This window comes from Vibrio sp. QJM3NY_15 (assembly GCF_057785995.1).
Window position 1 is genome coordinate 88643 of sequence record NZ_CM173517.1, and the last position, 25949, is coordinate 114591.

The 25949-nt window shown below is 44.9% G+C and carries 23 protein-coding genes; 16 read left to right on the forward strand and 7 right to left on the reverse strand.

Annotated elements, in window-relative coordinates:
• Positions 1-124: 124 nt before the first annotated feature.
• Positions 125-1033: a DMT family transporter gene (locus tag AC3CKG_RS00385; RefSeq protein ID WP_488528625.1), complete on the reverse strand. Its 909-nt coding sequence runs from the start codon at positions 1031-1033 to the stop codon at positions 125-127.
• Between the two features lie 138 nt (positions 1034-1171).
• Between AC3CKG_RS00385 and rmuC the strand changes: the two genes are divergently transcribed.
• The 7 genes from rmuC (at position 1172) to tatC (ending at position 7486) form a co-directional block, all read left to right on the forward strand.
• Complete coding sequence (rmuC, locus tag AC3CKG_RS00390) at positions 1172-2704, forward strand: DNA recombination protein RmuC (protein WP_017103438.1); 1533 nt, start codon at positions 1172-1174, stop codon at positions 2702-2704.
• Between the two features lie 65 nt (positions 2705-2769).
• Complete coding sequence (ubiE, locus tag AC3CKG_RS00395; protein ID WP_488529212.1) at positions 2770-3549, forward strand: bifunctional demethylmenaquinone methyltransferase/2-methoxy-6-polyprenyl-1,4-benzoquinol methylase UbiE; 780 nt, start codon at positions 2770-2772, stop codon at positions 3547-3549.
• A gap of 98 nt (positions 3550-3647) precedes the next feature.
• Positions 3648-4253, forward strand: coding sequence for a ubiquinone biosynthesis accessory factor UbiJ (locus AC3CKG_RS00400; protein WP_017099242.1), 606 nt, complete (start codon positions 3648-3650; stop codon positions 4251-4253).
• Complete coding sequence (gene ubiB, locus AC3CKG_RS00405; RefSeq protein ID WP_009848053.1) at positions 4250-5884, forward strand: ubiquinone biosynthesis regulatory protein kinase UbiB; 1635 nt, start codon at positions 4250-4252, stop codon at positions 5882-5884. The genes AC3CKG_RS00400 and ubiB overlap by 4 nt, the downstream gene beginning before the upstream one ends.
• A 54-nt stretch (positions 5885-5938) precedes the next feature.
• Positions 5939-6193, forward strand: a complete 255-nt coding sequence (gene tatA / locus AC3CKG_RS00410; protein WP_004735565.1) for a Sec-independent protein translocase subunit TatA — start codon at positions 5939-5941, stop codon at positions 6191-6193.
• A gap of 3 nt (positions 6194-6196) precedes the next feature.
• Positions 6197-6604 carry a Sec-independent protein translocase protein TatB gene (tatB, locus tag AC3CKG_RS00415; RefSeq protein WP_488528626.1) on the forward strand — a complete coding sequence of 136 codons (408 nt, stop codon included), beginning with the start codon at positions 6197-6199 and terminating at the stop codon, positions 6602-6604.
• Between the two features lie 132 nt (positions 6605-6736).
• Positions 6737-7486, forward strand: coding sequence for a twin-arginine translocase subunit TatC (gene tatC / locus AC3CKG_RS00420; protein WP_488528627.1), 750 nt, complete (start codon positions 6737-6739; stop codon positions 7484-7486).
• Positions 7487-7801: 315 nt separating this feature from the next.
• Here the strand turns inward: tatC and AC3CKG_RS00425 are convergent, their stop codons facing one another.
• Positions 7802-8563, reverse strand: a complete 762-nt coding sequence (locus tag AC3CKG_RS00425; protein WP_488528628.1) for a TatD family hydrolase — start codon at positions 8561-8563, stop codon at positions 7802-7804.
• Between the two features lie 208 nt (positions 8564-8771).
• Between AC3CKG_RS00425 and hemB the strand changes: the two genes are divergently transcribed.
• The 4 genes from hemB (at position 8772) to spfP (ending at position 14045) form a co-directional block, all read left to right on the forward strand.
• On the forward strand, positions 8772-9815 hold the full coding sequence (gene hemB / locus AC3CKG_RS00430; protein WP_017107915.1) for a porphobilinogen synthase: 1044 nt from the start codon (positions 8772-8774) through the stop codon (positions 9813-9815).
• A gap of 77 nt (positions 9816-9892) precedes the next feature.
• Positions 9893-10327: a GNAT family N-acetyltransferase gene (locus AC3CKG_RS00435; protein ID WP_102315374.1), complete on the forward strand. Its 435-nt coding sequence runs from the start codon at positions 9893-9895 to the stop codon at positions 10325-10327.
• A gap of 678 nt (positions 10328-11005) precedes the next feature.
• The gene (gene polA / locus AC3CKG_RS00440; protein ID WP_488528629.1) at positions 11006-13804 is read left to right on the forward strand and encodes a DNA polymerase I; all 2799 of its coding nucleotides are present in this window, start codon (positions 11006-11008) and stop codon (positions 13802-13804) included.
• A gap of 193 nt (positions 13805-13997) precedes the next feature.
• Entirely contained in the window at positions 13998-14045 is a 48-nt protein-coding gene (gene spfP, locus AC3CKG_RS00445; protein WP_438356636.1) for a small protein SpfP, read from the forward strand.
• A gap of 265 nt (positions 14046-14310) precedes the next feature.
• Here spfP and AC3CKG_RS00450 read toward each other — a convergent pair whose 3' ends face one another.
• Both AC3CKG_RS00450 and yihA read right to left on the reverse strand, forming a co-directional pair.
• Positions 14311-14916 carry a GTP-binding protein gene (locus tag AC3CKG_RS00450; RefSeq protein WP_102278988.1) on the reverse strand — a complete coding sequence of 202 codons (606 nt, stop codon included), beginning with the start codon at positions 14914-14916 and terminating at the stop codon, positions 14311-14313.
• 230 nt (positions 14917-15146) lie between these two features.
• Positions 15147-15806, reverse strand: a complete 660-nt coding sequence (yihA, locus tag AC3CKG_RS00455) for a ribosome biogenesis GTP-binding protein YihA/YsxC (RefSeq protein WP_065113321.1) — start codon at positions 15804-15806, stop codon at positions 15147-15149.
• Positions 15807-15954: 148 nt separating this feature from the next.
• On the opposite strand from yihA, the gene AC3CKG_RS00460 reads away from it, so the two are divergent.
• The 5 genes from AC3CKG_RS00460 to hemN all read left to right on the forward strand — a co-directional run bounded on the left by AC3CKG_RS00460 (position 15955) and on the right by hemN (position 20513).
• Entirely contained in the window at positions 15955-16572 is a 618-nt protein-coding gene (locus AC3CKG_RS00460) for a c-type cytochrome (RefSeq protein ID WP_017109224.1), read from the forward strand.
• Between the two features lie 557 nt (positions 16573-17129).
• Positions 17130-17768 (forward strand): class I SAM-dependent methyltransferase, encoded by a 639-nt coding sequence (locus tag AC3CKG_RS00465; RefSeq protein WP_488528630.1) that lies wholly within the window; start codon positions 17130-17132, stop codon positions 17766-17768.
• Complete coding sequence (yihI, locus tag AC3CKG_RS00470; RefSeq protein ID WP_017109223.1) at positions 17768-18328, forward strand: Der GTPase-activating protein YihI; 561 nt, start codon at positions 17768-17770, stop codon at positions 18326-18328. The genes AC3CKG_RS00465 and yihI overlap by 1 nt, the downstream gene beginning before the upstream one ends.
• A gap of 6 nt (positions 18329-18334) precedes the next feature.
• Complete coding sequence (locus AC3CKG_RS00475; RefSeq protein ID WP_004735578.1) at positions 18335-18823, forward strand: DUF2489 domain-containing protein; 489 nt, start codon at positions 18335-18337, stop codon at positions 18821-18823.
• A gap of 298 nt (positions 18824-19121) precedes the next feature.
• Positions 19122-20513 carry an oxygen-independent coproporphyrinogen III oxidase gene (gene hemN / locus AC3CKG_RS00480; protein WP_065113319.1) on the forward strand — a complete coding sequence of 464 codons (1392 nt, stop codon included), beginning with the start codon at positions 19122-19124 and terminating at the stop codon, positions 20511-20513.
• Positions 20514-20607: 94 nt separating this feature from the next.
• Here hemN and gepA read toward each other — a convergent pair whose 3' ends face one another.
• The 3 genes from gepA to glnL form a co-directional block, all read right to left on the reverse strand.
• On the reverse strand, positions 20608-23208 hold the full coding sequence (gepA, locus tag AC3CKG_RS00485; RefSeq protein ID WP_488528631.1) for a phosphodiesterase GepA: 2601 nt from the start codon (positions 23206-23208) through the stop codon (positions 20608-20610).
• A 107-nt stretch (positions 23209-23315) separates the two neighbouring features.
• On the reverse strand, positions 23316-24719 hold the full coding sequence (glnG, locus tag AC3CKG_RS00490) for a nitrogen regulation protein NR(I) (protein ID WP_017107907.1): 1404 nt from the start codon (positions 24717-24719) through the stop codon (positions 23316-23318).
• Positions 24720-24829: 110 nt separating this feature from the next.
• Positions 24830-25906 carry a nitrogen regulation protein NR(II) gene (gene glnL / locus AC3CKG_RS00495; RefSeq protein WP_017109220.1) on the reverse strand — a complete coding sequence of 359 codons (1077 nt, stop codon included), beginning with the start codon at positions 25904-25906 and terminating at the stop codon, positions 24830-24832.
• Positions 25907-25949 lie beyond the last annotated feature (43 nt).

Sequence of the window (25949 nt, forward strand, 5' to 3'; positions counted from 1 at the left end):
ACCGATTAGTTTCAGTTTACATAAAAATGGCGAGTCATAGGACTCGCCATTTTTGTATTTAAAGCTTGTTATCGTTGATCATTCTGGAAGTTGCGTATTGCGATAATCCTAATCTTTCTAGGCATCAAATTTCAGAGCTGAGGTTGTTTTTCTTCTTTCCCCATTTGATCTGCTGGATAACAAGGCCAGCAATAATCAGCATCAAACCAAACAGTGTCGCGGGGTGAATTTCTTCGCCGATAATCGTGGAAAGTAGCATCAACGAGATAAATGGTGAGGCAAAAATTAGATTGCTGATACGTGCCGTATTGTTGGTTAGCTTGAGTGCTGATAGCCACAAGACAAAGGTAATTCCCATCTCGAACAGGCCAACATAAGTCACGGCCATCCAACCTTTCGCTGTGATTTGGCTAAAGCTCTCGCCTTCGTAAACGGTTAAACCAATTGCGAATGGCAATGCCACTAAGAACCCAAGTAATACACCCACCACCGGGTCAGCTTTATTTTTGGTATTGAGAATCCAGTAGCCCGCCCAAAGCAATGTTGAAAGCAGAGCCAAGGCCACACCGAGTGGGCTATCGAACTGCATGCCTAGCACATCGCCTTTGGTGGCAATCACTACAACGCCCGCATAGCTGAAGGTACACGCCACCCAATCTTGTTTGCGAATCTTTTGCCCTAGAAAAACCGCTGCCATTAGAGTTAGCGTGATCGCCCAACTGTAGTTGATGGCTTGAGCTTGAGATGCAGGCAACAAGTCATAGGCTTTGAATAGAATCAGGTAGTAGGCTAGAGGATTCACCAAACCGAGCAGTAAGTAATACCAAGGGTTTGAAAGAAACGTGGTACTCAGTTGAGAGAGTTTGCCTTGAAACGCGCAAACCGCGATCAGCGCAATCGACGACACAATGCTGGCGATGGTCAGCATTTGAATCGGTGAAAACTCAGCAAGGGTCAGCTTAAAAGCAGTAGCGACTGTTGACCACAGCAATACCGCAGCAAGGCCAAAGCCCAAGGCACGACGTTCGTTCATAGCAACTCATTCTAATTTGATGGGACAGAATACGGAGCGCCTAGTCTATCTGTCGAATTTTAATACGGCAAACTGGACATTTATCCAGTATCAAAATACCATTTAATGAGTTATCTCCAATTAGGCTAAATCATTATCATGCAATGGATTATCGAACATCAGGCAACACTTATTGCTGCTATTTCCGGCGCGCTCGTCAGCGGCGGAGTGGTGGGCTGGTGGATCAAACAGAAGTTCTCTTTTCAGCAGCGACTTCTTGAACAGCAACTCGAGTCCGACCGTTTGCTGCATGAGTCACAACAATCTCAGCTCAAATCCTCACTCGCAGAGGCACAACAAGAGCTCAATGAGCTGGATGATGACCGAGACAAAGCGGCATTTGAACTTAAGCAGGCACATGGCAAGGTGATGGCTGCGATGGAGAAGCTGCGCTATTTTGAAGCCGTGAAGCAAGAGCGTCAGCAATATGCCGACGATATTAATGTTCTTAAGGAACATAAGTCTGAATTAGAAGCCGAGCTTCGCGAGCAAGAAGCTAGGCACGATCAAGAAAATCTCGCCAACAGTGAAAAATTGCAATTGTTAGAGCAGGCAGAATCACGACTTAAGCAGCAGTTTGAACTGTTAGCGAATCAACTGTTTGAGAGCAAAACCGCCAAGGTCGATCAACAAAACAAGCAGAGCCTCGAAGGTTTGTTGTCTCCACTGAGGGAACAGTTGGAAGGCTTCAAGAAACAAGTGAACGACAGCTTCAGTCAAGAAGCCAAAGAACGTCACACCTTAGTTCACGAGCTTAAAAACCTGCAGCGTCTCAATGAGAGCATGACGCGTGAAGCGGTGAACCTGACTCAGGCGCTAAAAGGTGACAATAAGCAACAAGGCAACTGGGGCGAAGTGGTACTGGCTCGCGTGTTGGCGGATTCAGGCTTACGAGAAGGCCATGAATATCAAACTCAGGTGAACCTGCAAAACGATGCTGGCAAGCGTTATCAACCGGATGTGATCGTGCATTTACCACAAGATAAGCAGGTGGTGGTGGATTCGAAAATGGCGTTGGTGGCATTTGAGCGCTACTTCAATGCTGAGACCGATCAACAACGCGATGCAGCACTGCGTGATCATTTGGCTTCACTGCGAGCGCATATTAAAGGCTTGAGCCAAAAGGATTACCATCAGCTCAAAGGCATACAGAGCCTTGATTATGTATTGATGTTTATTCCGGTAGAACCCGCGTTTCAAGTCGCGATTCAAGCTGACCCTAGCTTGGTCAAAGACGCGATGGAACAAAACATTATCTTAGTCAGCCCTACGACCTTGCTGGTGGCACTGCGTACCATTGATAACCTGTGGCGCAACGAAAGACAGAACCAGAATGCACAAATCATTGCAGAGCGGGCGAGCAAACTTTACGACAAGCTGCGCTTGTTTGTGGATGATATGGAAGGTCTTGGCAGTTCACTTGATAGAGCCAACCAAAGCTACCAAGGTGCCATGAATAAGCTGGTGACTGGTCGTGGTAACGTGATTCGTCAGGCCGAAAGCTTTAAGCAATTGGGTGTTGAGGTGAAGAAACCTATTTCGGTTGGCTTAGCGGAAATCGCTCAAAATGAGGCTTTTTCAGAAAATGCCTCCTTAGTAGAAAGACAACCCGCTGAGGATAAAGTAAACTAATCGGCCGCAGCGCCTCTAAAGAGAGAGTGTACTGTCGATGAGAACTTACCATGGTAGATAACAGCATTATGGACACAAGCGTGCAGACAAATTCAGCAGTAGAGTCAGAAACCACACACTTTGGTTTCGAAACAGTCGCGAAAGACCAAAAAGTCGCGAAAGTAGCAGAGGTATTTCACTCTGTAGCCGCTAAATACGACATCATGAATGACTTAATGTCGGGTGGTGTTCACCGCTTGTGGAAGCGATTCACGATTGATTGCAGTGGCGTTCGCCCAGGTCAACGTATCCTAGACCTTGGTGGTGGTACTGGTGACCTTACTGCGAAATTTTCGCGCATCGTTGGCGAAAAAGGCCATGTGGTTCTTGCTGATATCAACAACTCAATGCTGAATGTTGGCCGCGATAAACTGCGTGATAGCGGCATTGTTGGTAATGTACATTACGTTCAAGCTAATGCTGAAGAGCTGCCATTCCCAGACAACTACTTCGATTGCATTACCATCAGCTTCTGTCTGCGTAACGTAACCGATAAAGACCAAGCGCTGCGTTCAATGTACCGCGTACTGAAGCCGGGCGGTCGTCTGTTGGTTCTTGAGTTTTCTAAGCCAGTGCTTGAGCCATTATCAAAGGTTTACGATGCATACTCTTTCCACCTATTGCCAAAAATGGGTGAGCTGATTGCTAACGATGCAGACAGCTATCGTTACCTTGCAGAATCAATCCGTATGCACCCTAACCAAGAAGCCTTGGAAGGTATGATGCAAGAAGCGGGTTTTGAAAATACGAAATACTTCAACCTAACGGGCGGCATTGTTGCGCTGCACCGTGGTTACAAGTTCTAGTCGAACTTGGTAGCAGGCTCGTTGAGTGTGCTAAAAAATAAGAATAAAGATAGAACGGATAGGTTAACGCTTATCCGTTTTCAAAGGTAAGGACAGTCATGCCATTTGATCCATTGGTTACCGCGGTTATTGAAACCTCTTTAAACACTTTCGTGAACGATGATCCAGCTTTGGTTCGTCGTTTGTCTCGTTTAAAGGGGCAGATCATTCAAGTTAATTTGAAAGAGCTGAATAAAACTCTCACTTTCGTTTTTAGCCAACAAATCGATGTGTTGTCTGACTACGAAGGACAACCTGATTGCTACCTATCTTTGAACCTATCGGTACTGCCAGAACTGCGTGAGCAATCGAACATCACCAAACTGATCAAGCAAGATAAGCTGATCTTAGAAGGTGATATTCAACTGGCTCAGAAATTTGCTCAGCTAATGACAGACTGCAAGCCTGACTTGGAAGAGTGGCTATCGCGCGTGACTGGCGATGTGGTTGCTCATACTTTGGTACAAGGCGTTAAGAATGTTGGCGGTCTTGTAGCTAAGCAAGCGACTAAGCATCAAAACCACCTCGCTCAGGTATTAACTGAAGAGTGGAAGATTGCTCCAGCGCCATTAGAAGTGGCACATTTTTGCGATCAGGTTGATGACGTGAAAAGCTCAGCTGCACGTCTTGAAGCTAAATTGAACGCTCTGTTGGAGAAAGCATGACCCCAACAGAACTGAAACGTCTTTATCATATTATCAAGGTACAGTTGGAATACGGCCTTGATGAATTGATGCCTGAGCACCAGTTGACTAAAGCCCCTTTACTGGCGAGAAAGTCACTGTTTTGGCTCAAGAATAAGCATCAAGATAAAGAATTAGGCCACCGCTTGCGTTTAGCGTTGCAAGAATTAGGGCCTGTTTGGATTAAGTTTGGTCAGATGATGTCAACGCGTCGCGACCTATTTCCTCCTCATATCGCTGATCAGCTAGCGCTATTGCAAGACCAAGTGGCGCCATTTGATGGTCAATTGGCTAAGCGAGATATGGAAAAAGCCCTCGGTGGCAGCCTAGATAACTGGTTTACCGACTTTGATATCGAGCCACTGGCTTCAGCTTCTATCGCTCAGGTGCATACTGCAAAGCTTAAAGAGAGCGGTCGTGAGATTGTTCTGAAGGTAATTCGCCCTGATATTCGCCCGGTGATTGATGCAGATCTAAAACTGATGCACCGAATGGCGCGTATAGTCGCTAAGTCGCTCCCTGAAGCACGTCGTTTGAAACCTGTTGAGGTGGTTCACGAGTACGAAAAAACGTTACTGGATGAACTAGACCTGCGCCGCGAGGCGGCCAATGCGATTCAACTGCGACGTAACTTTGAAGGCAGCGAAGAGCTGTATGTTCCAGAGGTTATCCCTGATTTAAGCAGTGAAACCTTGATGGTGTCAGAGCGAATCTATGGTATTCAAGTTTCAGATATTGAAACCCTGAACGCCAACGGCACGAACATGAAATTGCTGGCTGAACGTGGTGTGACGGTATTCTTCACCCAAGTGTTCCGCGATAGCTTTTTCCATGCAGACATGCACCCAGGTAACGTATTCGTTAATCCTGAAAATCCAGACAACCCTCAGTGGATTGGTTTGGATTGTGGCATTGTCGGCACGCTCAACAGTGAAGATAAGCGCTATTTAGCAGAGAACCTGCTGGCTTTCTTCAATCGCGATTACCGTAAAGTCGCCGAGCTGCACGTGGATTCGGGGTGGGTACCACACGACACCAACGTCAACGATTTCGAATTCGCGATTCGTATGGTGTGTGAGCCGATTTTTGCAAAACCACTTGGCGAGATCTCATTTGGCCATGTGTTGCTAAACTTATTTAATACAGCAAGACGTTTCAACATGGAGGTTCAACCTCAGTTGGTGCTTCTTCAGAAGACCTTGTTGTATGTGGAAGGCCTAGGCCGCCAGTTGTATCCGCAACTTGATTTGTGGGCAACGGCTAAGCCTTTCCTTGAAACCTGGATGATGAATCAGGTGGGGCCACAAGCTGTGATTAACGCAGTAAAAGAGCGTGCGCCATTCTGGGCAGAAAAATTGCCAGAGCTGCCAGAGCTACTTTATGACAGCTTGCGCCAAGGTAAAGCCATGAACCACAGAATGGATCAGCTTTATCAAGGCTATAGAGATAGTAAGCGTCAGCAAGCAACTGGAAAGTTTTTGTTTGGCGTTGGAGCAACTTTAGTCGTATGCTCCGCAATATTAGTTTCAAGCCCTTATGAGCAGCTATCTATGGGCTGTGGCATCGCAGGTGTCACATTTTGGCTGCTAAGTTGGCGAGCTTACCGTCGTTAGACAGTAGACTTCCTTAATATTTTTTATGTGTAGACAGACCCGAGGACAATGACAATGGGTGGTATCAGTATTTGGCAACTTCTAATCATTGCTGTAATTGTAATTTTGCTATTCGGAACGAAGAAGCTGCGCGGCATGGGCGGTGACTTAGGTTCAGCGGTTAAAGGCTTCAAAAAAGCAATGAGCGATGAAGATAAGCCTGCAGATAAGAAAGATGCAGACTTTGAACCAAAGAATATTGAACAGCAGAAGAAAGAAGCTAGCGCTGAAACAACTGCTGAAACAAAGAAAGACAAAGAGCAGGCGTAAATCGTGTTTGATATCGGTTTTTGGGAACTGGTATTAATATCTGTCGTTGGGTTAGTGGTTTTAGGGCCTGAGCGTTTGCCCGTTGCAATTCGTAGTATCTCCAAGTTTGTTGGGCAAGCGAAAAGCATGGCAAATAGTGTGAAAGATGAACTTTCTCATGAGCTTAAGGTTCAAGAACTGCAAGAAAACCTACGCAAGGCGGAAAAAATGGGTATGGAAGATTTATCTCCAGACCTAAAAGCGTCAGTCGATGAACTCAAGCAGGCCGCTGCTGAAGTTCAACGTCCGTATGCTAAGCCTGAGTCTGATAAGCCAAGTGAGATTAAACCTAGTGTCACGGAAACTGTTGAATCTGAAACCATTCAGGTCAACAGCGAAGCTTCAGCACCGTCAGATAAGAAAGCCGAATAGTCTCGCAAGGAGGAGTCGCCGGATACTTGAGTCGCTAGATGTTTAAGTCGATAGCTATTCAAGTAGATATCTATTCAAGTGGATAGATAGGTGTGCGGCTCCTTTTCGATCTTCCTGTTTAAGAGGTTTGACATGTCTTCGACTGAGCAGACACAGCCTTTAATTAGCCATCTTCTAGAACTTCGTAATCGCTTATTACGTGCGATTGTTGCGGTTCTGGTGGTGTTTGTTGGGCTAATTTATTTCGCTAATGATATTTATGAGTTCGTCTCTGCACCTTTGGTAGATCGCTTACCTGAAGGCGCGACGATGATTGCAACCGATGTTGCGTCGCCATTTTTCACACCTTTAAAACTGACCTTGATCGCGTCTATATTTCTCGCGGTTCCGTTCATTTTGTATCAGGTGTGGGCTTTTGTCGCTCCGGGTTTATACAAGCATGAGAAGCGCTTGATCATGCCATTATTGGCTTCAAGCTCATTGCTGTTTTACTGTGGTGTGGCGTTCGCTTACTTCATTGTATTCCCGTTGGTATTTGGCTTTTTTACCGCCATCTCATTGGGGGGAGTAGAGTTCGCAACCGACATATCGAGTTACCTTGATTTTGTACTCGCGCTGTTCTTTGCCTTTGGTATTGCTTTTGAAGTGCCAGTCGCGATTATCTTGCTATGTTGGACGGGTGCAACGACACCTAAAGAACTGGCAGAGAAGCGTCCTTACATTGTTGTGGGTGCGTTTATTGTCGGCATGATGCTAACGCCGCCCGATATGATCTCGCAGACACTGTTGGCGATTCCGATGTGTATTCTGTTTGAGATTGGCCTGTTCTTCGCGCGTTTCTATGTGCGTAAACCAGATGCCGATGAAGAAACTGAATCTTAACTCGCAAAGTGCTGTAAGAGCATAAGCAGTAGAGTCCTTCAGCAAAAATCACATAATAAAAAAGCGGCCTTGGGCCGCTTTTTTATTATGTCTGTTTATCGAATCTTTAACTGATAGCCACAGTTCTGACATATATAGAGCTCTTTAATCCCTAATATTTTATGCCATAGAGTTCGATGTTGACGCTGTAAGTGCTGTGAATGGTCACACATAATCAACTACCTCCATATGCAGGTGGTTGATAGTATACACATCACTTTGTTTTAACAAATAAATAGGCTATAAATTCATAAAATCAAGTTATTAATAGTTTTATCATAAATTAAACAATGACTTAGCATTGATGGTGGTTATATTTTCGACTTCTTCAAGGGTGATTCCGCGCAGTTCAGCGATACGTTTTGCGACCAATTCTGTGTAGGCTGGCTCATTGCGTTTACCGCGATTTGGCGCAGGTGCTAAATATGGGCAGTCTGTTTCTAGGATGACGTAATTCATATCCAGATGTGGGATCACCTTGTCCATCCCCGAGTTCTTAAAGGTCGAAACGCCTCCTAAACCTAAATGAAAGCCTAGCTCATTGATCGCTTGAGCTTCCTCTAAGCTGCTGCCAAAACAATGGAACACACCACGTAAGCTACCATCTTGTTCTTGGCGAAGCAGGGCAAGTGTCTCTTCAATAGAATCACGCGTGTGGATCACGACAGGTAGGTCTAGATCTTTTGCCCACTGCAGTTGAGTCACGAATGCCATCTCTTGTTCGGCCTTAAAGGTTTTGTCCCAGTACAGGTCGATACCGATTTCACCGACGGCGATAAAGTCATGCTTATCAAACCAAGCTCGAATGGTTTTCAGGGTCTGCTCGATATTTGCATCCACATAACAAGGGTGTAAGCCCATCATTGAACGGCACACGTCAGGAAACTGAGCTTCCGTCGCTAACATGGGTTCGATAGATTCTAAATCGATGTTCGGCAATAGAATGGTATCAATACCTTGAGCCAGTGCACGCTGCACCACTTGTTCACGGTCTTCGTCGAATTCACTCGCGTAAATATGGGCATGGGTGTCGATCATTATTTTGTCCTGAAAGCGGTTTGTACTGAGTTGTCATGAGTATACGGCAGTGTGAGGAGAAGGTCATTTTTTGCCATTTATCCCTTTTTTTGAATGGGTTTTTCGCTTTACTGCTAGCGTCCTGAGCCATCAGTGATATGCTTTTGCCAGTATTTAGCACTTTTCATATCTAAGCATTTTGGTGTTTAGACTAGGCAAGGAGAATCTAGTGTCTGTTTCAATTCAAGGTCAATTCCCAGGTCGCCGTATGCGTCGTATGCGTAAACATGACTTTAGCCGTCGCTTAATGGCAGAAAATCAGTTGTCTGTAGATGACCTAATCTATCCAATGTTTATCTTGATGGGTAAAGAGCGCCGTGAGCCTGTAGAGTCAATGCCAGGTGTTGAGCGTCTGTCTATCGACCTTATGCTTGAGGAAGCGGATTACCTATCAAAATTGGGTGTTCCTGCGATTGCTCTGTTTCCGGTAGTGAACCAAGATGCGAAAAGTTTATGTGCCGCTGAAGCTCATAACTCTGAAGGTTTGGTGCAGCGTGCAGTGCGCTTACTCAAAGAACACGTGCCAAATATGGGTGTGATTACTGACGTAGCACTCGACCCGTTCACCACTCATGGCCAAGACGGCATCATCGATGAAGATGGCTATGTGATGAATGACGAGACGACAGAAGTCTTGATCAAGCAGGCTCTGTCTCATGCTGAAGCGGGCGCAGATGTCGTTGCACCATCAGATATGATGGACGGTCGTATTGGTAAGATCCGTGAAGCCCTAGAAGAAGCGGGTCATATTCATACCCAAATCATGGCTTACTCTGCGAAATATGCATCGTGCTACTACGGTCCGTTCCGTGATGCGGTCGGCAGTGCTTCGAACCTGAAAGGTGGTAACAAGAAGAACTACCAGATGGATCCTGCGAACAGCGATGAAGCAATTCACGAAGTGGCAATGGATCTTAATGAAGGTGCGGATATGGTGATGGTTAAGCCAGGCATGCCTTACCTAGACATCGTGCGCCGTGTTAAGCATGAGCTGCAAGCGCCTACTTTTGCTTACCAAGTGTCTGGCGAATATGCGATGCATAAAGCTGCGATCCAGAATGGCTGGCTGAAAGAGCGCGAAACCGTAATGGAATCACTGTTGTGCTTTAAGCGTGCTGGTGCTGATGGCATCCTGACGTACTTCGCTAAAGATGTCGCAGAGTGGCTTGCTGAAGATAACGCACAAGCTGCTGAGCACTTGCAAGGCAAGTAAGTACGGTCAAGCAAATCATATGATCACCAAAGGGTTGGCCGTTGTGCCAGCCCTTTTTTTTATGAGGATGAAACAAGATGTCTGTCATTGTGCGTGAAGGCTCATTAGAAGAGGTGGTTTCTGTTGTTGAACAGATTACCGAGTTTGCCAAAAAAGAGAGTGTAGCGTCTTTATCGGAGCGATTAGCGGGTAAAACAAGCCTGATCCTCGTTGCTGAAGAAGCGGGTGTGTTACTGGGCTTTAAGATCGGATATGAATTGGATGAAAACACATTTTATAGCTGGTTTGGTGGTGTTTCATCATTGGCGAGAAACAAGGGTGTGGCGCAAGCGCAACTTGATGTTCAAGAACAGTGGGTGAAGCAGCAGGGCTATCAACAACTGAAAGTGAAATCTCGTAACCAGTTTCCAGCCATGCTGCGCTTGTTATTGAGAAACGGTTACCTAATCGAAAAATTAGAAGAAAAAGAAGACATTAATTCCCATAGAATCCATTTTTTGAAGCAAATTTGAGCACTGTAATTAAAGGATTAGAAATTAAATGAGATTTATTATCATTTAAGTGTTGACTATTAAATGAGAATCATTATTATTAACTTCGTCTTAGGGAATGAGGAAATGTTCACAAGGATGTTAAGTACTCAAGTATCTACTTGGCTACCCAACAGAATTCTCGCGAACTTGTACTAAGTTCTTTTTGACACGACATTGCTCACATTGCTTCCAGTGTAATTTATAGCTTTTAGGTAAAGCTGTGATATTCAATTTGAATAGCTTTACCGGTTTTTGCTAGGCGACATCTTCGGGTGTCGCTTTTTTTATATCTCAATTTCAACAAGATGCATATTTAGTGGCACGTATTTTTATGAATAAAACGCCATCAGCATTCTTTTCCACAATCCAAGATCTAAAAAAGATCGTTGATCATATGTTCGATCTGTAAAATAACTCTTTATTTTCATGTGTTTATATCTGTTTTTTGCTTGTCTTAGTCGAGTTCTCAACAGGGTGGATAAATAATATAAACAGAGTTATCCACAGATGGGCCTTGTCGCAGAACAAAAAATAACAATAAATTGATTACAACGAACACAATCGAGTCAACGGATAAGGATCGACAACGTAGAATCCAATTAGCAGACGTGGCATCCTTAACAGATTATTTCTGTACTTACTGGATACACAAACATTATGGCTCGTATTCCTGATAATCCATTGATTTTGATCGATGGCTCTTCTTACCTATATCGCGCGTTCCATGCTTACCCTGGCACCATGAGTAATGGTGATATCCCAACCAATGCTGTTTATGGCGTGGTTAACATGCTGCGCAGCATGATGCGTCAATTTGCTTCTGATCGTATTGCGGTTATTTTTGATGCGAAAGGGAAAACGTTCCGTGATGATATGTACCCAGAGTACAAAGCAAACCGTCCACCGATGCCTGATGATCTTCGTTGTCAGATCGAGCCGCTGCACAACGTAATTCGTGCAATGGGTCTACCGCTTATCTCTATCCCTGGGGTAGAAGCTGATGACGTGATTGGTACGTTGGCTTCTCAAGCTTCCGCGATGGGCATGCCTGTTCTTATCAGTACTGGCGATAAAGATATGGCCCAACTGGTTGATGAGAACGTTACTTTGATCAATACCATGACTAATGTGGTGATGGATCGTGAAGGCGTTATCGAGAAGTTTGGTATCCCACCAGAGTTGATCATCGATTACCTTGCTCTAATGGGCGATAAAGTCGATAACATCCCAGGTGTTCCAGGTGTGGGTGATAAGACAGCAACGGCATTACTACAAGGTATTGGTAGCATCGAAAAGCTGTATCAAAACCTTGATGATATTGCGGCGCTTGGTTTTCGTGGTTCGAAGACGATGGCTAAGAAGCTGGCTGATAATAAAGCCAATGCTGACATGTCTTATGAGCTTGCGACGATTAAACTCGATGTTGAATTAGAAGACACGCCAGAGTCCCTCGTTAAAGCACAACCAAATACTGATGAGTTGATTAAGCTATACGGCCAATTGGTCTTCAAATCTTGGCTGAACGAGCTACTTGAAGGTGGTAGCGGTGTGGTTGAAGCGGATGAGAAATCTGGATCAGTACGCAGCAGCGCTTCTTCAACAACGTCTACGGTAGAAATGAATACGTCTGCCGTGACGATTGATCGCAGCAACTACGAAACGATTTTAGATGAAGCGTCATTCAATGTTTGGTTAGAGAAACTCAAAGCCGCAGACGTGTTTGCCTTTGATACCGAGACTGACAGCCTTGATTACATGGTGGCGAACCTTGTGGGTCTATCATTCGCAACCGAAGAAGGCGTTGCCGCTTATGTGCCTGTTGCCCATGATTACTTAGACGCACCACAACAACTGGATCGCGATTGGGTGCTTGAGCAGCTGAAACCGATTCTAGAAGATGACGCACAAGCAAAAGTGGGTCAAAACCTAAAATACGATATGAGTGTGTTAGCGCGCTACGGTATCGAGATGAAAGGTATTAAGTTCGATACCATGTTGGCGTCATACGTTTTCAATAGCGTGGGTGGCAAACATGACATGGACAGCCTAGCGCTGCGTTTCCTACAACATAGCTGTATCTCATTTGAGCAAATTGCAGGTAAAGGTAAGAAGCAACTGACTTTCAACCAGATTGAGCTGGGTGAGGCTTCTCCATATGCCGCGGAAGATGCTGACGTGACTTTACGTCTTCATAACCGCCTGATGGAAAACATCGAGAAAGATGAAAAGTTAAAATCGATCTATGAAGAGATCGAAGTACCGCTAATTCCTGTGATGTCTCGTATTGAGCGCACCGGTGTATTCATCGACGACATGTTGTTGGGCGCTCAATCGCAAGAGATTGCGGTTCGTCTTGATGAGCTAGAACAGAAAGCTTACGAGATTGCAGAGCAAGAGTTCAACATGAACTCGCCAAAACAGCTGCAAGCGATCTTGTTCGAAAAGATGGGTCTGCCTGTTATTAAGAAAACGCCTTCTGGTGCCGCTTCGACTAACGAAGAAGTGTTGCAAGAGTTAGCGTTGGACTACCCATTGCCTAAGCTGATCATTGAGTATCGTGGCTTGGCGAAACTGAAGTCGACTTACACCGATAAACTGCCGAAGATGATCAATGCGGAAACGGGTCGTGTTCATACGTCTTACCATCAAGCCGTGACAGCGACAGGCCGTTTGTCTTCGACCGATCCAAACCTACAGAACATCCCAATTCGTAATGAAGAAGGTCGTCGTATCCGCCAAGCATTCGTAGCACAACATGGTTGGAAGATCCTAGCGGTCGATTACTCTCAAATTGAATTGCGTATCATGGCGCATCTATCGGGTGATAAAGCGTTACTGGAAGCATTCCAACAAGGCAAAGATATCCACGCGGCAACCGCTGCTGAGATCATTGGCGTTGATATTGAGAGTGTGACCACTGAACAACGTCGTCGTGCTAAGGCTGTTAACTTTGGTCTTATCTACGGCATGAGTGCCTTTGGTTTGGCTAAGCAACTGGGTATTCCTCGTGGTGAAGCACAGCACTACATGGACACTTACTTCGAACGCTACCCAGGCGTAATGCAATACATGGAAGACACTCGCAGCGCTGCTTCAGAGCAAGGCTTCGTTGAAACCATTTACGGTCGTCGTTTGCACCTTCCTGAAATCCAATCTCGTAATGGCATGCGTCGTAAAGCGGCTGAGCGTGCGGCGATCAATGCGCCAATGCAAGGTACAGCGGCAGACATCATCAAGAAAGCGATGTTGTTAGTGGATGAGTGGATTCAAGCCGAAGGCGATGGTCGTGTGAAGCTATTGATGCAAGTACACGATGAATTGGTATTTGAAGTTCAAGAGTCAGCTTTAGCCGAAATTGAAAGTAAAGTACAAGAATTGATGGAGTCAGCAGCAGATCTCGAAGTACCGTTAGTCGCGGAAGCAGGCCACGGTGACAACTGGGATCAAGCCCACTAATCAGTTTTCGACCTTATTGAGTGAATTAGTATGAGCCAGTGCACAAACACTGGCTTTTTTTTGTCTCAAATAAAGTCGAGTCGTAGAAAGAGCTTAGGTGTTTTAATAAAACATTCATGAAAAAAAACTACAAAAATTGTTTTCATTTCTGAGCAATTGTTGTACATTAAATCTCGTAGGGTACAGAGGTAAGATGTTCTATCTTTCAGACCTTTTGTTTCACGTTATTGGATTAGGCTGATTCAGCCGCCCCAGCCAGCATTTGGCTGGGGCGTTTTTTCTTGTGCGAAAGAAAAATATTTCCAACCTATAATTTCCTCGTTAATTGGCTTCTTTTTAGTATCTTTCCTATTCTTCTCGAAACCTTCTCTTTATCACTTGATTTGTCTTCAATCTGGAGTTTGATCAGCAATTGGTAATTTAAATCCGTCTCTAAGTGAATTGTTTTATTCTTGAAAATAACTTTTATTTTACAAGTGACTCATAATGCATTGACCACTTACGTCTTATTTGTCAGTGTATTGAGTGGGTGAATGCTCAATGTAATCCATGATTTCTTGTTGTTTTTCGGTACTGAATTTAAGTGCTTCGGCCGTGATCTGTATTGAGTGCGCCATGGAAGAGATGTTATGGGTCGCTTTCACCAAGGTTTGCTGCATGGGTTTGAGGATAAGTAGGTAGATAGCCGTTAATGCGATAATAATGACCGCGATCACCGCCGCCAACGCAATAATGATTTTAGTTTGGATATCATCTAGCAGTAGTTGACTGGTTTTCTTAAAGGCGAGTCGAGAATTGTCTAAGGCTTGCGGCAGTTGGTTGAGGGATGTTTTGGTTGAACTGGCGAGCTTATTAATGCTCTCAACGGTTTGATTCAAGGCTTGCTGCTGGTCATCGCTGAGGTTGGGGTTGTTGACGATGGCTTGCAACGATTGTGATATCACCTCGAGAGATTCACTTGCCTCTTGAGCGTATTTCTCCATGCCATCGAGATCTAAGGTCATATCAACATTGACTAGAGCTGCCTCGGTCTTGGGCTGTTCCGCTTCAGATGCTACACCGGAAAATGAGATCAATATAAGTGCGATGGTCGCCAAGGTTTTTTTCCACATGAGTATTCCTTTCTCACTGTTCTGTTTGTCAAAGGTTGTTTTTTAGTATGGTTCACTTCTCTCTCTTCTAACGGATTAATATTGTCTTTAACTCTCAAGATCTAGGTTTAACTTACTCATTTGTGGGTAAAAAAATACCCCACCTATAAAAGGTAGGGTATTGATAAGGCTAAATCACGGGTTGTCAGTGCTTTAGCCTCTAATTATAGATAAAGCTCTATATAGAGGAACTACTCTGAGTCGTTTTGCTCTTCGTCAGTTAACTCATCAATGATTTGATCGGCAAATACCGGAGCAAACCACTCATCCATCTTGGCACGCAGTTGGTCAACGCCGATGCCCTTCATTGAAGAGAAGACATCAACCGCAACATCACCACCGAAAGATTTCGCATCGTTACGGATTTTCAGTAGCTGTGCTTTACGCGCGCCACTTTTCAGTTTGTCTGCTTTTGTTAACAAAACCTGCACTGGGATGCGGCTATCGATAGCCCAGTAGATCATTTGTTGGTCAAGGTCCTTCATTGGGTGACGGATATCCATCAATACCACTAAACCTTTTAGGCTTTCGCGTCGTTGTAGGTATTCACCTAGCGACTTTTGCCATTTTTTCTTCATCTCAAGCGGTACTTGAGCGAAGCCATATCCAGGCAAATCGACAATATGACAGCCGTCGGTAACCTTAAATAGGTTAATTAGCTGAGTTCGACCTGGGGTTTTACTGGTTTTCGCCAAGCTTTTTTGGTTTGTAACGCGGTTTAGTGCGCTAGATTTACCAGCATTGGAGCGTCCTGCAAACGCAATTTCGATCCCTTCGTCTTCTGGTAAGTGACGAATATCAGGTGCACTGGTAATGAAATGCGTGTTTTGATAATGAATTTTTACGCTCACTGTTAACTCCATCTCGACTTTGTGTAGTCGATTGATTACTTTTTTGTGAATTTGTGTAAAATAACCGTGCTCGGCATAAGGTCGCCTATTGTACCATGAGTGGCAACATAGAGTGGTACTGGAAGCTTGATAATTATAATGGAATGTCATGAAGAAATTAGCGCTAATTTTGAGTCTTTTAGCCAGCTGCTCAGTATGGGCTCAAGGTAGTATTGAAGCTGGTAAAGCCAAATCACAAACATGTGTTGCCTGCCACGGTGCTGACGGCAACAGTCTGATCACGCAGTACCCTAAACTGGCTGGTCAACATGAGAAGTATCTAGAGAAGCAACTTAAAGAGCTTAAGCTAGGTATGACGAGTGGTGGTAAGCAAGGTCGTTATGAACCTGTAATGGGTGCAATGGCGATGCCTTTATCTGAAGAAGATATGGCTGACCTAGCGGCATACTACGCATCTCTACCTATCTCGAACAACTCTACACCTGAAAATGTTGTAGATGAAGGTAAGGTTCTTTACACCGCTGGTAACGCAGAACGTGGCGTAACGGCGTGTATTGCTTGTCACGGTCCACGTGGTAACGGTACCGAGCTTTCTGGTTTCCCTAAGATTTCAGGCCAACACGCAGATTACATCAAGGCTCAACTTGAGAAATTCCGCGATGGTAGCCGTAATAACGACATGAATGCGATGATGCGTGATGTAGCTAAAAAGTTAACAGACGCAGATATTGATACCTTATCGAAGTACGTTGGTGGTTTACACTAATATGTCGGTTTCTTGTTCTTAGCCAGAACAAAGAAATGTACGTTCGAGCAAAATTGAAGAGACGCCCTAATCAGCAATGGTTGGGGCGTTTTCTTTTGTATTGATTTTATTTATGCTTTTTTATCTCATGTCTAATTTATCAATGTGTGATCGATTTGTGTACGAAAGTGTGAAGTCGCACTCTTGTAGTCTTTTTGTAACACGGTAAAGTAACCGCCATCAGCTAGGAGCTGACTTAGATATGGATGGTCATCTAGTCTAACGGTATAGACAGAAACGGATCAGGCTAGGACAGCCCAGCAACAAGGTGTTAGAAAAGGATAGCCAAAACTCATCAGGACGATGAACAACAAATAAATTTGGCATGGAAAGCACCAATAACAAATGGAGATTTGTGTACCAAGTTGAGTATACAAATTTTGGCCGATATAGGCAGATTTAGAGAGCGATAGGTTTTCCTATCGCTTTTTTTATTGATTTGATGAAAAAACACCCAATACCCCTCCACTATAAACTCAGTTTCTGGTATGTTTCGCATCCCTGTTTAAGGATGTGCTATGTATACTTGTCCCTTATGCCATCACCAAGGCGTGAATCACTATTTTGAAGACAAACGTAGAGTGTATCTACAATGTCAGCAATGTGAACTGGTATTTGTTAAACCTGAACAAAGGTTAGAAGCAAAAGAAGAAAAAGCACACTATGATCTCCATGAGAACGATCCTAGTGATGCGGGCTACCGCCGCTTTTTATCTCGCATCGCGGATCCCTTAACAGACAAAATTTCATCTAACTCACAAGGGTTGGATTTTGGTTGTGGCCCAGGCCCTACGCTATCTATTATGTTAGAAGAAGCCGGACACACCATGGAGTTGTACGATATTTATTACCATCCAGAGACTTCTGTGTTGGAGAAAACGTATGACTTTATGACTGCTACCGAGGTGATAGAGCACCTTTATCACCCAGACAAAGTGTGGCAGCAATGGTTGAATTTAGTTAAACCCAAGGGCTGGATTGGTCTCATGACTAAGCTAGTAATAGACGTAGATGCGTTTGCTGGTTGGCACTATAAGAATGACCCGACACATGTCGTCTTCTTTAGTCGTCAAACATTCCAGTTTTTGGCCGAGCGGGATAAGCTCGAACTAGAATTTTTTGGAAGTGATGTAATTTTACTGAGGAAAGTGCAGTAATGGGTCGTAGTAAGAAATCAAGAAAGCCGGGAGCACTTGGCGCTCCTGAACCTATGGTAACAAGAAACCGTAGTGAATCTGATGTTGAAGGTCGTGAACGCAAGCGTGTTAAAAAGCGCAAAGGTCTTAAATCTGGCAGCCGTCACTCAGATGGTAGCGAAGCGAGACAGCGTAAAGCTGCACAAGATCGTGACCCTCGCTTAGGCAGCAAGAAAAAAATTCCGCTGATTGTTGAGCCTGCTAAGAAGCCGACGAAACAAGAGCGTAAGCTATCTAACGAACAAGAGTTAGAGATGCTTGAGAATGATGCTCAATTGAACACATTGTTAGATCGTATCGAAAATGGTGAAAACCTAGGTGCTGGTCTACAGAAGTTCGTTGATGAGAAACTTGATCGTATTGAACACCTAATGGGCCGTCTAGGTCTGCTAGAGCCAGAAGACGATGAAGAAGAGATCTTCGAAGAAGCACCTGTTGTCGCTAAGAAGAAGAAAGCAAGCTCTGACGAAGACTTGTTGTCTCAATTCGAAGATATCGATTTAGACAGCTTTAAAGGTTAAGACGAAATGAATGTAACCTTATTAGCAATTGCTGGTGGAATTATCATTCTCGGCTTGGGCTCTTATGCAGGTTACCTTCTACTTCAAGTGAAGAAGCAGACGGAGTTGCAAAAGCAGCATCAAGCACTTGCCATTGAAAAACGTAACGCAACGATTTACGACAACGTAAATACCTTGTGTTTAGCGGGTATTCAAGGCCAGTGTGATTTGCCTGAGATCAGTATCCGAGTGTGTATCATTATGGATAATGTTCAAGGTGATGAGCGTGTCGATTTTGATTCTGAATATCCTGCTCTTTCTGAGCTGTACCATATCGTTAAAGATATGGCGCGCGGAGACGGAAGGCAGGAACTGACCAAGAAAGAACGTATGCAGCAGAATCTCACACGCCACAAGGCAGAGACTCGCTTGAATGATGCGGTTATCGAAGATTTGAAAAGGTTGCAGGAGAAGGTTAAGCCTCTCAACAATCAAATCAATATTCAGATGATCTAGTCACTGAGACTTTTAATATAGAGGCTTGTTTAATACAGGGTGTTCTTAAGACGCGCTGTTCTTAATGCACCTTATCTTTATAGATAGTGTTAAATGAGCCTTCTTACCTTTTGCACCTTTTTATTTCGGTGCATTGTTAGTGATCAAGCTAGCAGTTCTGAGTTTTTATCTGAAAAAAAGATTTTGTCTTGAAACGTCCTTACAAGTCGTGTGGCAAAATAACCCGTCTATATTTTAATGTATGTAAAATGATTTGAGAGACCTTAGGTTCTCGCGGATCTAAATTGGAATTACCGCTATGTCGAGCAAGCCAGTAACAACGAATCAGCAAATCGTTTGGGATCAAGAAATCTTAAACAAGTATAACTATTCGGGACCTCGTTACACTTCATACCCAACTGCGTTGGAGTTTCATGAAGCGTTTACCGTCGCTGATTACGACATGGCGTGTACTCAGTACCCAGAGCGTCCTCTCTCTCTTTACGTACATATCCCATTCTGTCACAAGCTTTGTTACTACTGTGGTTGTAACAAGGTCATTACTCGTCACTCGCATAAAGCCGATGAGTACTTGGATGTGATCGAACATGAGATTCGTCAGCGTGCTTCTTTACTGAATGGCCGCGAAGTGACTCAACTTCACTTCGGTGGTGGTACGCCAACATTCTTAACTAAAGCTCAAATTACCCGTTTGATGCTGATCCTACGTGATGAGTTTAACTTTACGGCTGATGCTGAAATCAGTATCGAAGTTGACCCACGTGAAATCGAATTAGATGTGCTTGATCACCTGCGTAGCGAAGGCTTTAACCGCCTGAGCATTGGTGTTCAAGACTTCAACAAAGAAGTACAAAAGCTGGTTAACCGTGAGCAAGATGAAGAGTTCATCATCGCGATGGTTCAGCGTGCCAAAGAACTAGGCTTCCGTTCAACCAACCTAGACTTGATCTACGGCCTACCAAAGCAGACTCAAGCGTTATTTGCTGAAACATTGAAGCAAGTGCTAGAGATGAAACCGGGTCGTTTATCGGTATTTAACTACGCACACATGCCGCAACTGTTTGCTGCGCAGCGTAAGATTAAAGATGAAGACCTGCCTGAGCCGAAAGAGAAGATGGCTATCCTACAAGATACCATTGAGACTTTAACGGGCGCAGGCTACCAGTTCATTGGTATGGATCACTTTGCTTTACCAGAAGACGAGCTAGCAGTTGCACAGCGTGAAGGTATTCTGCATCGTAACTTCCAAGGCTACACGACCCAAGGTGAAGCTGACTTAGTGGGCTTTGGTGTTTCAGCTATCTCAATGGTCGGTGATGCTTACGCACAAAACCAGAAAGAGTTGAAGAAGTACTACGCACAAGTTAACGACCTGCGTCATGCACTTTGGAAAGGCGTTGCTCTAGACAGTGACGACCTTCTACGTCGTGAAGTGATCAAACAGCTGATTTGTAACTTCAAGCTTGATAAAACGATGATTGAATCTGAGTTCTCGGTTAACTTTAATCGTTACTTCAAAGAAGATTTAGGGCTGCTGCAAACCTTCATCAACGATGAGTTGGTTGAAGTCGACGACAAAGAAATCCGTGTGACTCTACGTGGTCGTCTATTGATTCGTAATATCTGTATGTGTTTCGATAAATACCTACGTGCGAAAGCTCGCCAACAGCAGTTCTCTCGCGTTATATAATCGCTCGATTGAGAATAGAAACATAAAAAATGCCAGCATCATGCTGGCATTTTTGTATCTGTGTATTGCTGCCCTAAGACTGTCTACAACCTGGCTAGGTAGCGCTCTCTTTGATGCTTTGTTTACTTTTGGTATTTTGTTGAGCGTTGGCATTCTTTTGAACATTGATGAGATCGGTTGGCCACTGATCAAACGGAACAGGACGACTGTATAAGAAGCCTTGTGCCAGTGGGCATTGCAGTTGTTTGAGCAAATCAGCCTGCTGTTGAGTTTCCACACCTTCCGCAACTAAGTTCACCTTAAAACCTTTGGTTATGTTGACGATAGCCGCAACGATTGAGCTGTCTAAGCTTTCTTGTTCGAGCTTACAGACGAAGCTTCGATCAATTTTAAGACAATCAAATGGCAGCTTCTGCAAGTAGGCAAGCGATGAATAACCAGTGCCAAAGTCGTCAATCGCAATCGAAATCCCCAGCGCTTTGAGTGTCAGCATGTTATCTATGATGGTTGGGTCATTGTCGACGATTCGTGACTCCGTGATCTCTAATGTCAGGTTTTGGGCGGGTAACTTGGTATCACGCAGCGTGTTTTTAACCAAGTCAATGAACCCGCTTTCACTCAGTTGGTCGACAGACAAGTTAACGTGAATAGAGAAGTCTTCACTCCATTTCCCTGATTCGATCGCGATTGCAGTATCTCGACAAGACTTATGCAGAATTTGCTGACCAATTTCGTAGATGAGCCCTGTTTCTTCCGCGAGTGGAATGAATTCCAACGGTGAGATAATGCCCTCATCAGTGATCCAGCGGGCTAGGGCTTCAGCGCCGATTGTTGAGCCTGACTCTAGGTCGATAATAGGTTGGTAAAAGGGTTCGAATTGTTGCAGTTCGATCGCTTTGTTGAGGCGGGCTAGCATCTTGGTTCGGTGTCTAGAGGCTTTACCCATTTCTGGACTGTAGATGCTGACACGCGCTTTATCTTGCTTGGCATTGCTCAGTGCAATGCTGCTGTTGCGAAGCCATAAGGTAACGTCTTGGTCATTTGATACGTGAACGACACCAATCGATACCTTGATCACCACGTTTTCTGATTCCATGGAAAATGGCGAAGCAAAGGTTTGGAGTAGTCGGTTAGCAAGCAGCTGAACGTCGTCGTCTTGAGTTACATTGGGTGCGTGGATCGCGAACTCATCGCCACCAGTACGGGCCAACAAGTACTCCGTTGGCAGAATGCCGCGCAGTCGAGCGGCTGCGATGATCAGCAGTTGGTCACCATTGTAATGGCCAAGGCTATCATTGATATCCCGGAAGCGATCGATACCAACCAAATAAAGCGTTCCTTCCTCTGTTTCGGTGCTTTTCTTTGCAGCATCAATAAAGCCTTCTCGGCTATACAATTTGGTTAGTGAGTCATAGGTAAGCTGAGATTGTAATTGCTCGAAAGAGGCCTTTAAGTTGTTGGCCATCTCATTGAAGGCTGCTACTAGCATGCTGGTTTCGTAGATATTACCCGGTTTCGGCATGCTGTTATTCCAATCGCCATTGGCTAGGCGTTTTGCAGCGTCGGCGGTTGAGGTTATCGGTCGAATTACGCGATTAAAGGCAATCAGCCCAGCGATGATGCCAATACAGCTGAGCGCGAGCCCAAGTAGCCAACTGTTTCTTTGATTTTCTGGTAGTTCACCGAGCAGGTTAGACTCAGGGATCGACATGCCAATAAACCAAGTGATGCCATGCCCATCTTCAAAAGGTGTGAGCTGGTTGAAGTATCGTTGGTCATCGAGATTAAAACTGAAACGTTGAACGGCCATGTTTTTAACCAAGTGAAACTGGTCAACGTAACTGGCACTCTTTTGTATGACTGGATTAGAACTTTCTGTTGCGAGGAGACGTTGGCCCTTGTGGGTTTTACCTGTTCCCCAAGACACGACGCTGCCGCCTTCTGAGTGAGCAACTAAACGTTGTTGCTGATCGATGATGTAGACAGAGGCATCGGTATTATTTTTTAAATCTCTCAAGAATGCGTTGAAGGTATTGATCTTAATATCGCTGACAATGACCGCTTTAAATTCGTCGTTATCATAAATAGGCGCAATTGCTGACAGGGTGATCTCTTGGCGTTCATCGGCATTGGCGTAAATGGGCGACCACACGGCTTTTTTCTGATTAACAACTGGCGTATACCAAGGGCGCACTCGCGGGTCATACCCTGAGATGACGGAGCGAATGTCTTCACTTATCTTGCTGCCACGGTAGATAACCAGCTGATCTTGGGTGCGGTCATCCTGCACCATCAGGGTATAGCCATCGTTTGCTTCTTTACGAAAACCCACATAATTCCCGTCTTCAGAACCAAAACCAATCACATCAAGTTGTGGTACTACGGTGAAGTGATCGGAAAACTTATAAAGAATGTAATCTTGAACTTTGCTGAGATTTCCAGCTTGGTAGAGGTGGTGGTAGCCAATGTTGTGGCTGAGTGAGAGGTTGGCGTGAAACGGTTTTTCTAAAAAATCGGACAGGCTTTTATGAACATTGTCAGTGAGTGATGTTAGTTGACGTGCACTAATATCACTCACCATCTCTTTGTAGCTTTGTTTTTGAGTGAAAACCATTACGCCCATAGTGAACAGAAAAATCATCACGAATGGGAGAACCACCGCGGTTCTCAATGTAATTTGTGTTTTCAAAGACATCTTTAGCTACAACTTTAGTGAATGGCATACCTTAATTGTACCGACACTATTCAAACCAAGCGACCCTTTTTTGGTTAAAAAGTAGCTGCATCGAAAGTCATATCAGGTCAGTACAGTTCTTTGAGCTTACGGGTTAGGGTGTTTCTTCCCCAGCCTAAAACCTTGGCTGCATCCTGTTTATGACCATTGGTATGGTTGAGCGCAGCCTCTAGCAGTATACGTTCAAACTCTGGCAGAGCATAAGTCAGCAGCTCCTTTTCTCCTGAATCAAGCGCACACTTTGCCCAATTAGCCAGCAGCTGCTGCCAGTTATCTCCGGTGCCTGAAGTGGTCACCACTTTCTCTTCCAATAACTCAGGAGGCAGATCTGAAGGTAATATTTCACTACCGCTGGCCATTACAGTGAGCCAACGACAAATATTTTCCAACTGACGCACGTTACCTGGCCAATTCAGCTGATTGAGCTTTAGGATCGTCTCTGGGTGGAGTGTTTTTACTTCGACACCGAGTTCTTCGGCGGCAGAGGCTAAGAAGTGATGAGTCAGTTTCTCAATATCTTGCTTACGTTCACGCAGCGCAGGAATATGGATTCTAATCACATTCAGTCGATGGAAAAGGTCTTCACGGAAACCCCCTTCATGCACTAGTCGTTCTAAATCTTGGTGGGTTGCCGCGACGATACGTACATCAACCTTCACCGCGGAGTGACCGCCCACTCTATAAAATTGGCCATCCGACAAGACGCGTAGCAAACGGGTTTGAATATCGAGTGGCATATCACCGATCTCATCCAAAAACAGCGTGCCACCGTTGGCTTGTTCAAAGCGTCCTTGGCGAACACTGTTGGCTCCGGTAAAGGCGCCTTTCTCGTGGCCAAACAGTTCGGATTCGATCAAGTCTTTAGGGATTGCAGCCATGTTCAAAGCGATAAATGGTTTCTTTGCTCTAGGGCTATGGCGGTGCAAAGCGTGCGCGACTAACTCTTTACCCGTACCTGATTCACCGTTAATCAGAACAGAAATGGACGAACGAGATAAACGACCAATAGCGCGGAAAACTTCCTGCATCGCGGGTGCTTCACCGATAATTTCGGGTGCGTTGGTCTCTTCGGCAACTTCGCTGGCTTGTTCACGCTTCTGTTCTTGGCTGTGTGCGATGGCTCGCTCTACTAAAGTAAGTGTCTCATCAATATCAAACGGCTTAGGCAGATACTCAAAAGCGCCTTTTTGATAAGCATTCACCGCCGCATCAAGGTCTGAGTGCGCGGTCATAATGATCACGGGTAGGTCGGGAGAGCGTTGATGAACCTGATGTAACAGCTCAATTCCGTCAATGCCAGGCATGCGAATGTCAGACACCAATACGTCCGGTGTTTCGCGTTCAAGCGCCAGCAGCACGCTCTCTGCGTCAGCAAATGTTTCGCACTTTATATCCGCAGATGACAGCGTCTTTTCTACGACCCAGCGTATAGAACTGTCGTCATCGACGACCCAAACGTATCCCTTACTCATAATTCAATTCCTTTGCAGCCAAATCTATTGTGATAATCATTGTTGTTTTTATTGTTCGGTATTCGTTGTTGCCGATGAAACGTTGTTTCCTATGGGAATCAAGGCTTCGCTTATATCGGCAAATAAATCGTGAATGTGGTGTTACCTGGCCAGCTTTCAACGTCTATTTTTCCGTTGTGCTGATCGATCAGGTTTTGAGATATCGATAGCCCTAAGCCAGTGCCACCCTCGCGCCCACTCACCATTGGGTAAAAGAGGGTATCTTTTAACTCATCCGGGATGCCCGGACCGTTATCGCTGATCTCAATGCGAGCTGCGAGCTTGTGTCGCTTGCCATGAATATTGGCTTGATGCACCGTTCTGGTGCGGATGGTGATTTTACCGGACTCTTGCGCCTTCAAAATCTGTGCAGCGTTACTCACGATATTGAGCATGGCTTGTTCAACTTGAGCGGAATCCATCATTATCGCCGGCAGGCTAGGGTCGTAATCTCTTTCTATGGCGAGTGTTGAGCCCGCTTCAAGCTCTACTAACTGTCGAACTTTTTCTAAAATTTGATGAAGGTTCTCTTCGGTTTTTTTGCCTGGTTTTTGTGGACCAAGAAGGCGGTCGACCAAGGCTCTCAAGCGATCGGCTTGTTCAATAATGATCTGTGTGTATTCATTGAGGGACTGATCGGGCAACATTTTTCCAAGTAGTTGCGCCGCTCCTCTTAAACCGCCCAATGGGTTTTTGATTTCATGAGCCAACCCGCGTACCAGTAGCTTCGCCGCTTGTTGCTGTGCGTGTTGGTTTAGCTCTTGGCTGAGGCGTCTTTGCTGGTCTATCTTACGCATCTCCACTAGTAGCAAGGTTTCACGCTGCCATGAGATAGGGCTTACGGTGACTTCTAACATCAGTGGGCGGTTGTCGACAACAAAGGTAACGTCGCTGTCTGTGATGCTTTGGCCACTTTGTAGAGGCTGAGTTAGAAGTGCTAAGTCGAGGGAAGCATGTTGAATTAACTGGCTTAGTGGGTGATCGACGATGCGTCTCGCGCTTTGAGAGAAGAGTTGTTCAGCCGCAGGGTTGGCGTATCGTACGAACAATTGCTCATCGAGCATCAAGGTCGCGGTCACCATATTGTCGAGAATGGCGTTGGAAAGATGATGTGTATCTATGCTGTCGCTTTGGGCTGATCGATTCACTATTTCGTCCTTGAACTGGTGTTTTTCTCACTGCACCAAATTG

Coding starts and splice junctions, on each gene's coding strand:
- AC3CKG_RS00425 (WP_488528628.1), bottom strand. CDS start 8,563: ATGATCGACACCCATGCCCATATTTACGCGAGTGAATTCGACGAAGAC.
- rmuC (WP_017103438.1), top strand. CDS start 1,172: ATGCAATGGATTATCGAACATCAGGCAACACTTATTGCTGCTATTTCC.
- AC3CKG_RS00435 (WP_102315374.1), top strand. CDS start 9,893: ATGTCTGTCATTGTGCGTGAAGGCTCATTAGAAGAGGTGGTTTCTGTT.
- tatA (WP_004735565.1), top strand. CDS start 5,939: ATGGGTGGTATCAGTATTTGGCAACTTCTAATCATTGCTGTAATTGTA.
- AC3CKG_RS00400 (WP_017099242.1), top strand. CDS start 3,648: ATGCCATTTGATCCATTGGTTACCGCGGTTATTGAAACCTCTTTAAAC.
- ubiB (WP_009848053.1), top strand. CDS start 4,250: ATGACCCCAACAGAACTGAAACGTCTTTATCATATTATCAAGGTACAG.
- hemN (WP_065113319.1), top strand. CDS start 19,122: ATGTCGAGCAAGCCAGTAACAACGAATCAGCAAATCGTTTGGGATCAA.
- glnG (WP_017107907.1), bottom strand. CDS start 24,719: ATGAGTAAGGGATACGTTTGGGTCGTCGATGACGACAGTTCTATACGC.
- gepA (WP_488528631.1), bottom strand. CDS start 23,208: ATGTCTTTGAAAACACAAATTACATTGAGAACCGCGGTGGTTCTCCCA.
- AC3CKG_RS00450 (WP_102278988.1), bottom strand. CDS start 14,916: ATGTGGAAAAAAACCTTGGCGACCATCGCACTTATATTGATCTCATTT.
- AC3CKG_RS00460 (WP_017109224.1), top strand. CDS start 15,955: ATGAAGAAATTAGCGCTAATTTTGAGTCTTTTAGCCAGCTGCTCAGTA.
- tatC (WP_488528627.1), top strand. CDS start 6,737: ATGTCTTCGACTGAGCAGACACAGCCTTTAATTAGCCATCTTCTAGAA.
- AC3CKG_RS00465 (WP_488528630.1), top strand. CDS start 17,130: ATGTATACTTGTCCCTTATGCCATCACCAAGGCGTGAATCACTATTTT.
- AC3CKG_RS00475 (WP_004735578.1), top strand. CDS start 18,335: ATGAATGTAACCTTATTAGCAATTGCTGGTGGAATTATCATTCTCGGC.
- polA (WP_488528629.1), top strand. CDS start 11,006: ATGGCTCGTATTCCTGATAATCCATTGATTTTGATCGATGGCTCTTCT.
- yihI (WP_017109223.1), top strand. CDS start 17,768: ATGGGTCGTAGTAAGAAATCAAGAAAGCCGGGAGCACTTGGCGCTCCT.
- AC3CKG_RS00385 (WP_488528625.1), bottom strand. CDS start 1,033: ATGAACGAACGTCGTGCCTTGGGCTTTGGCCTTGCTGCGGTATTGCTG.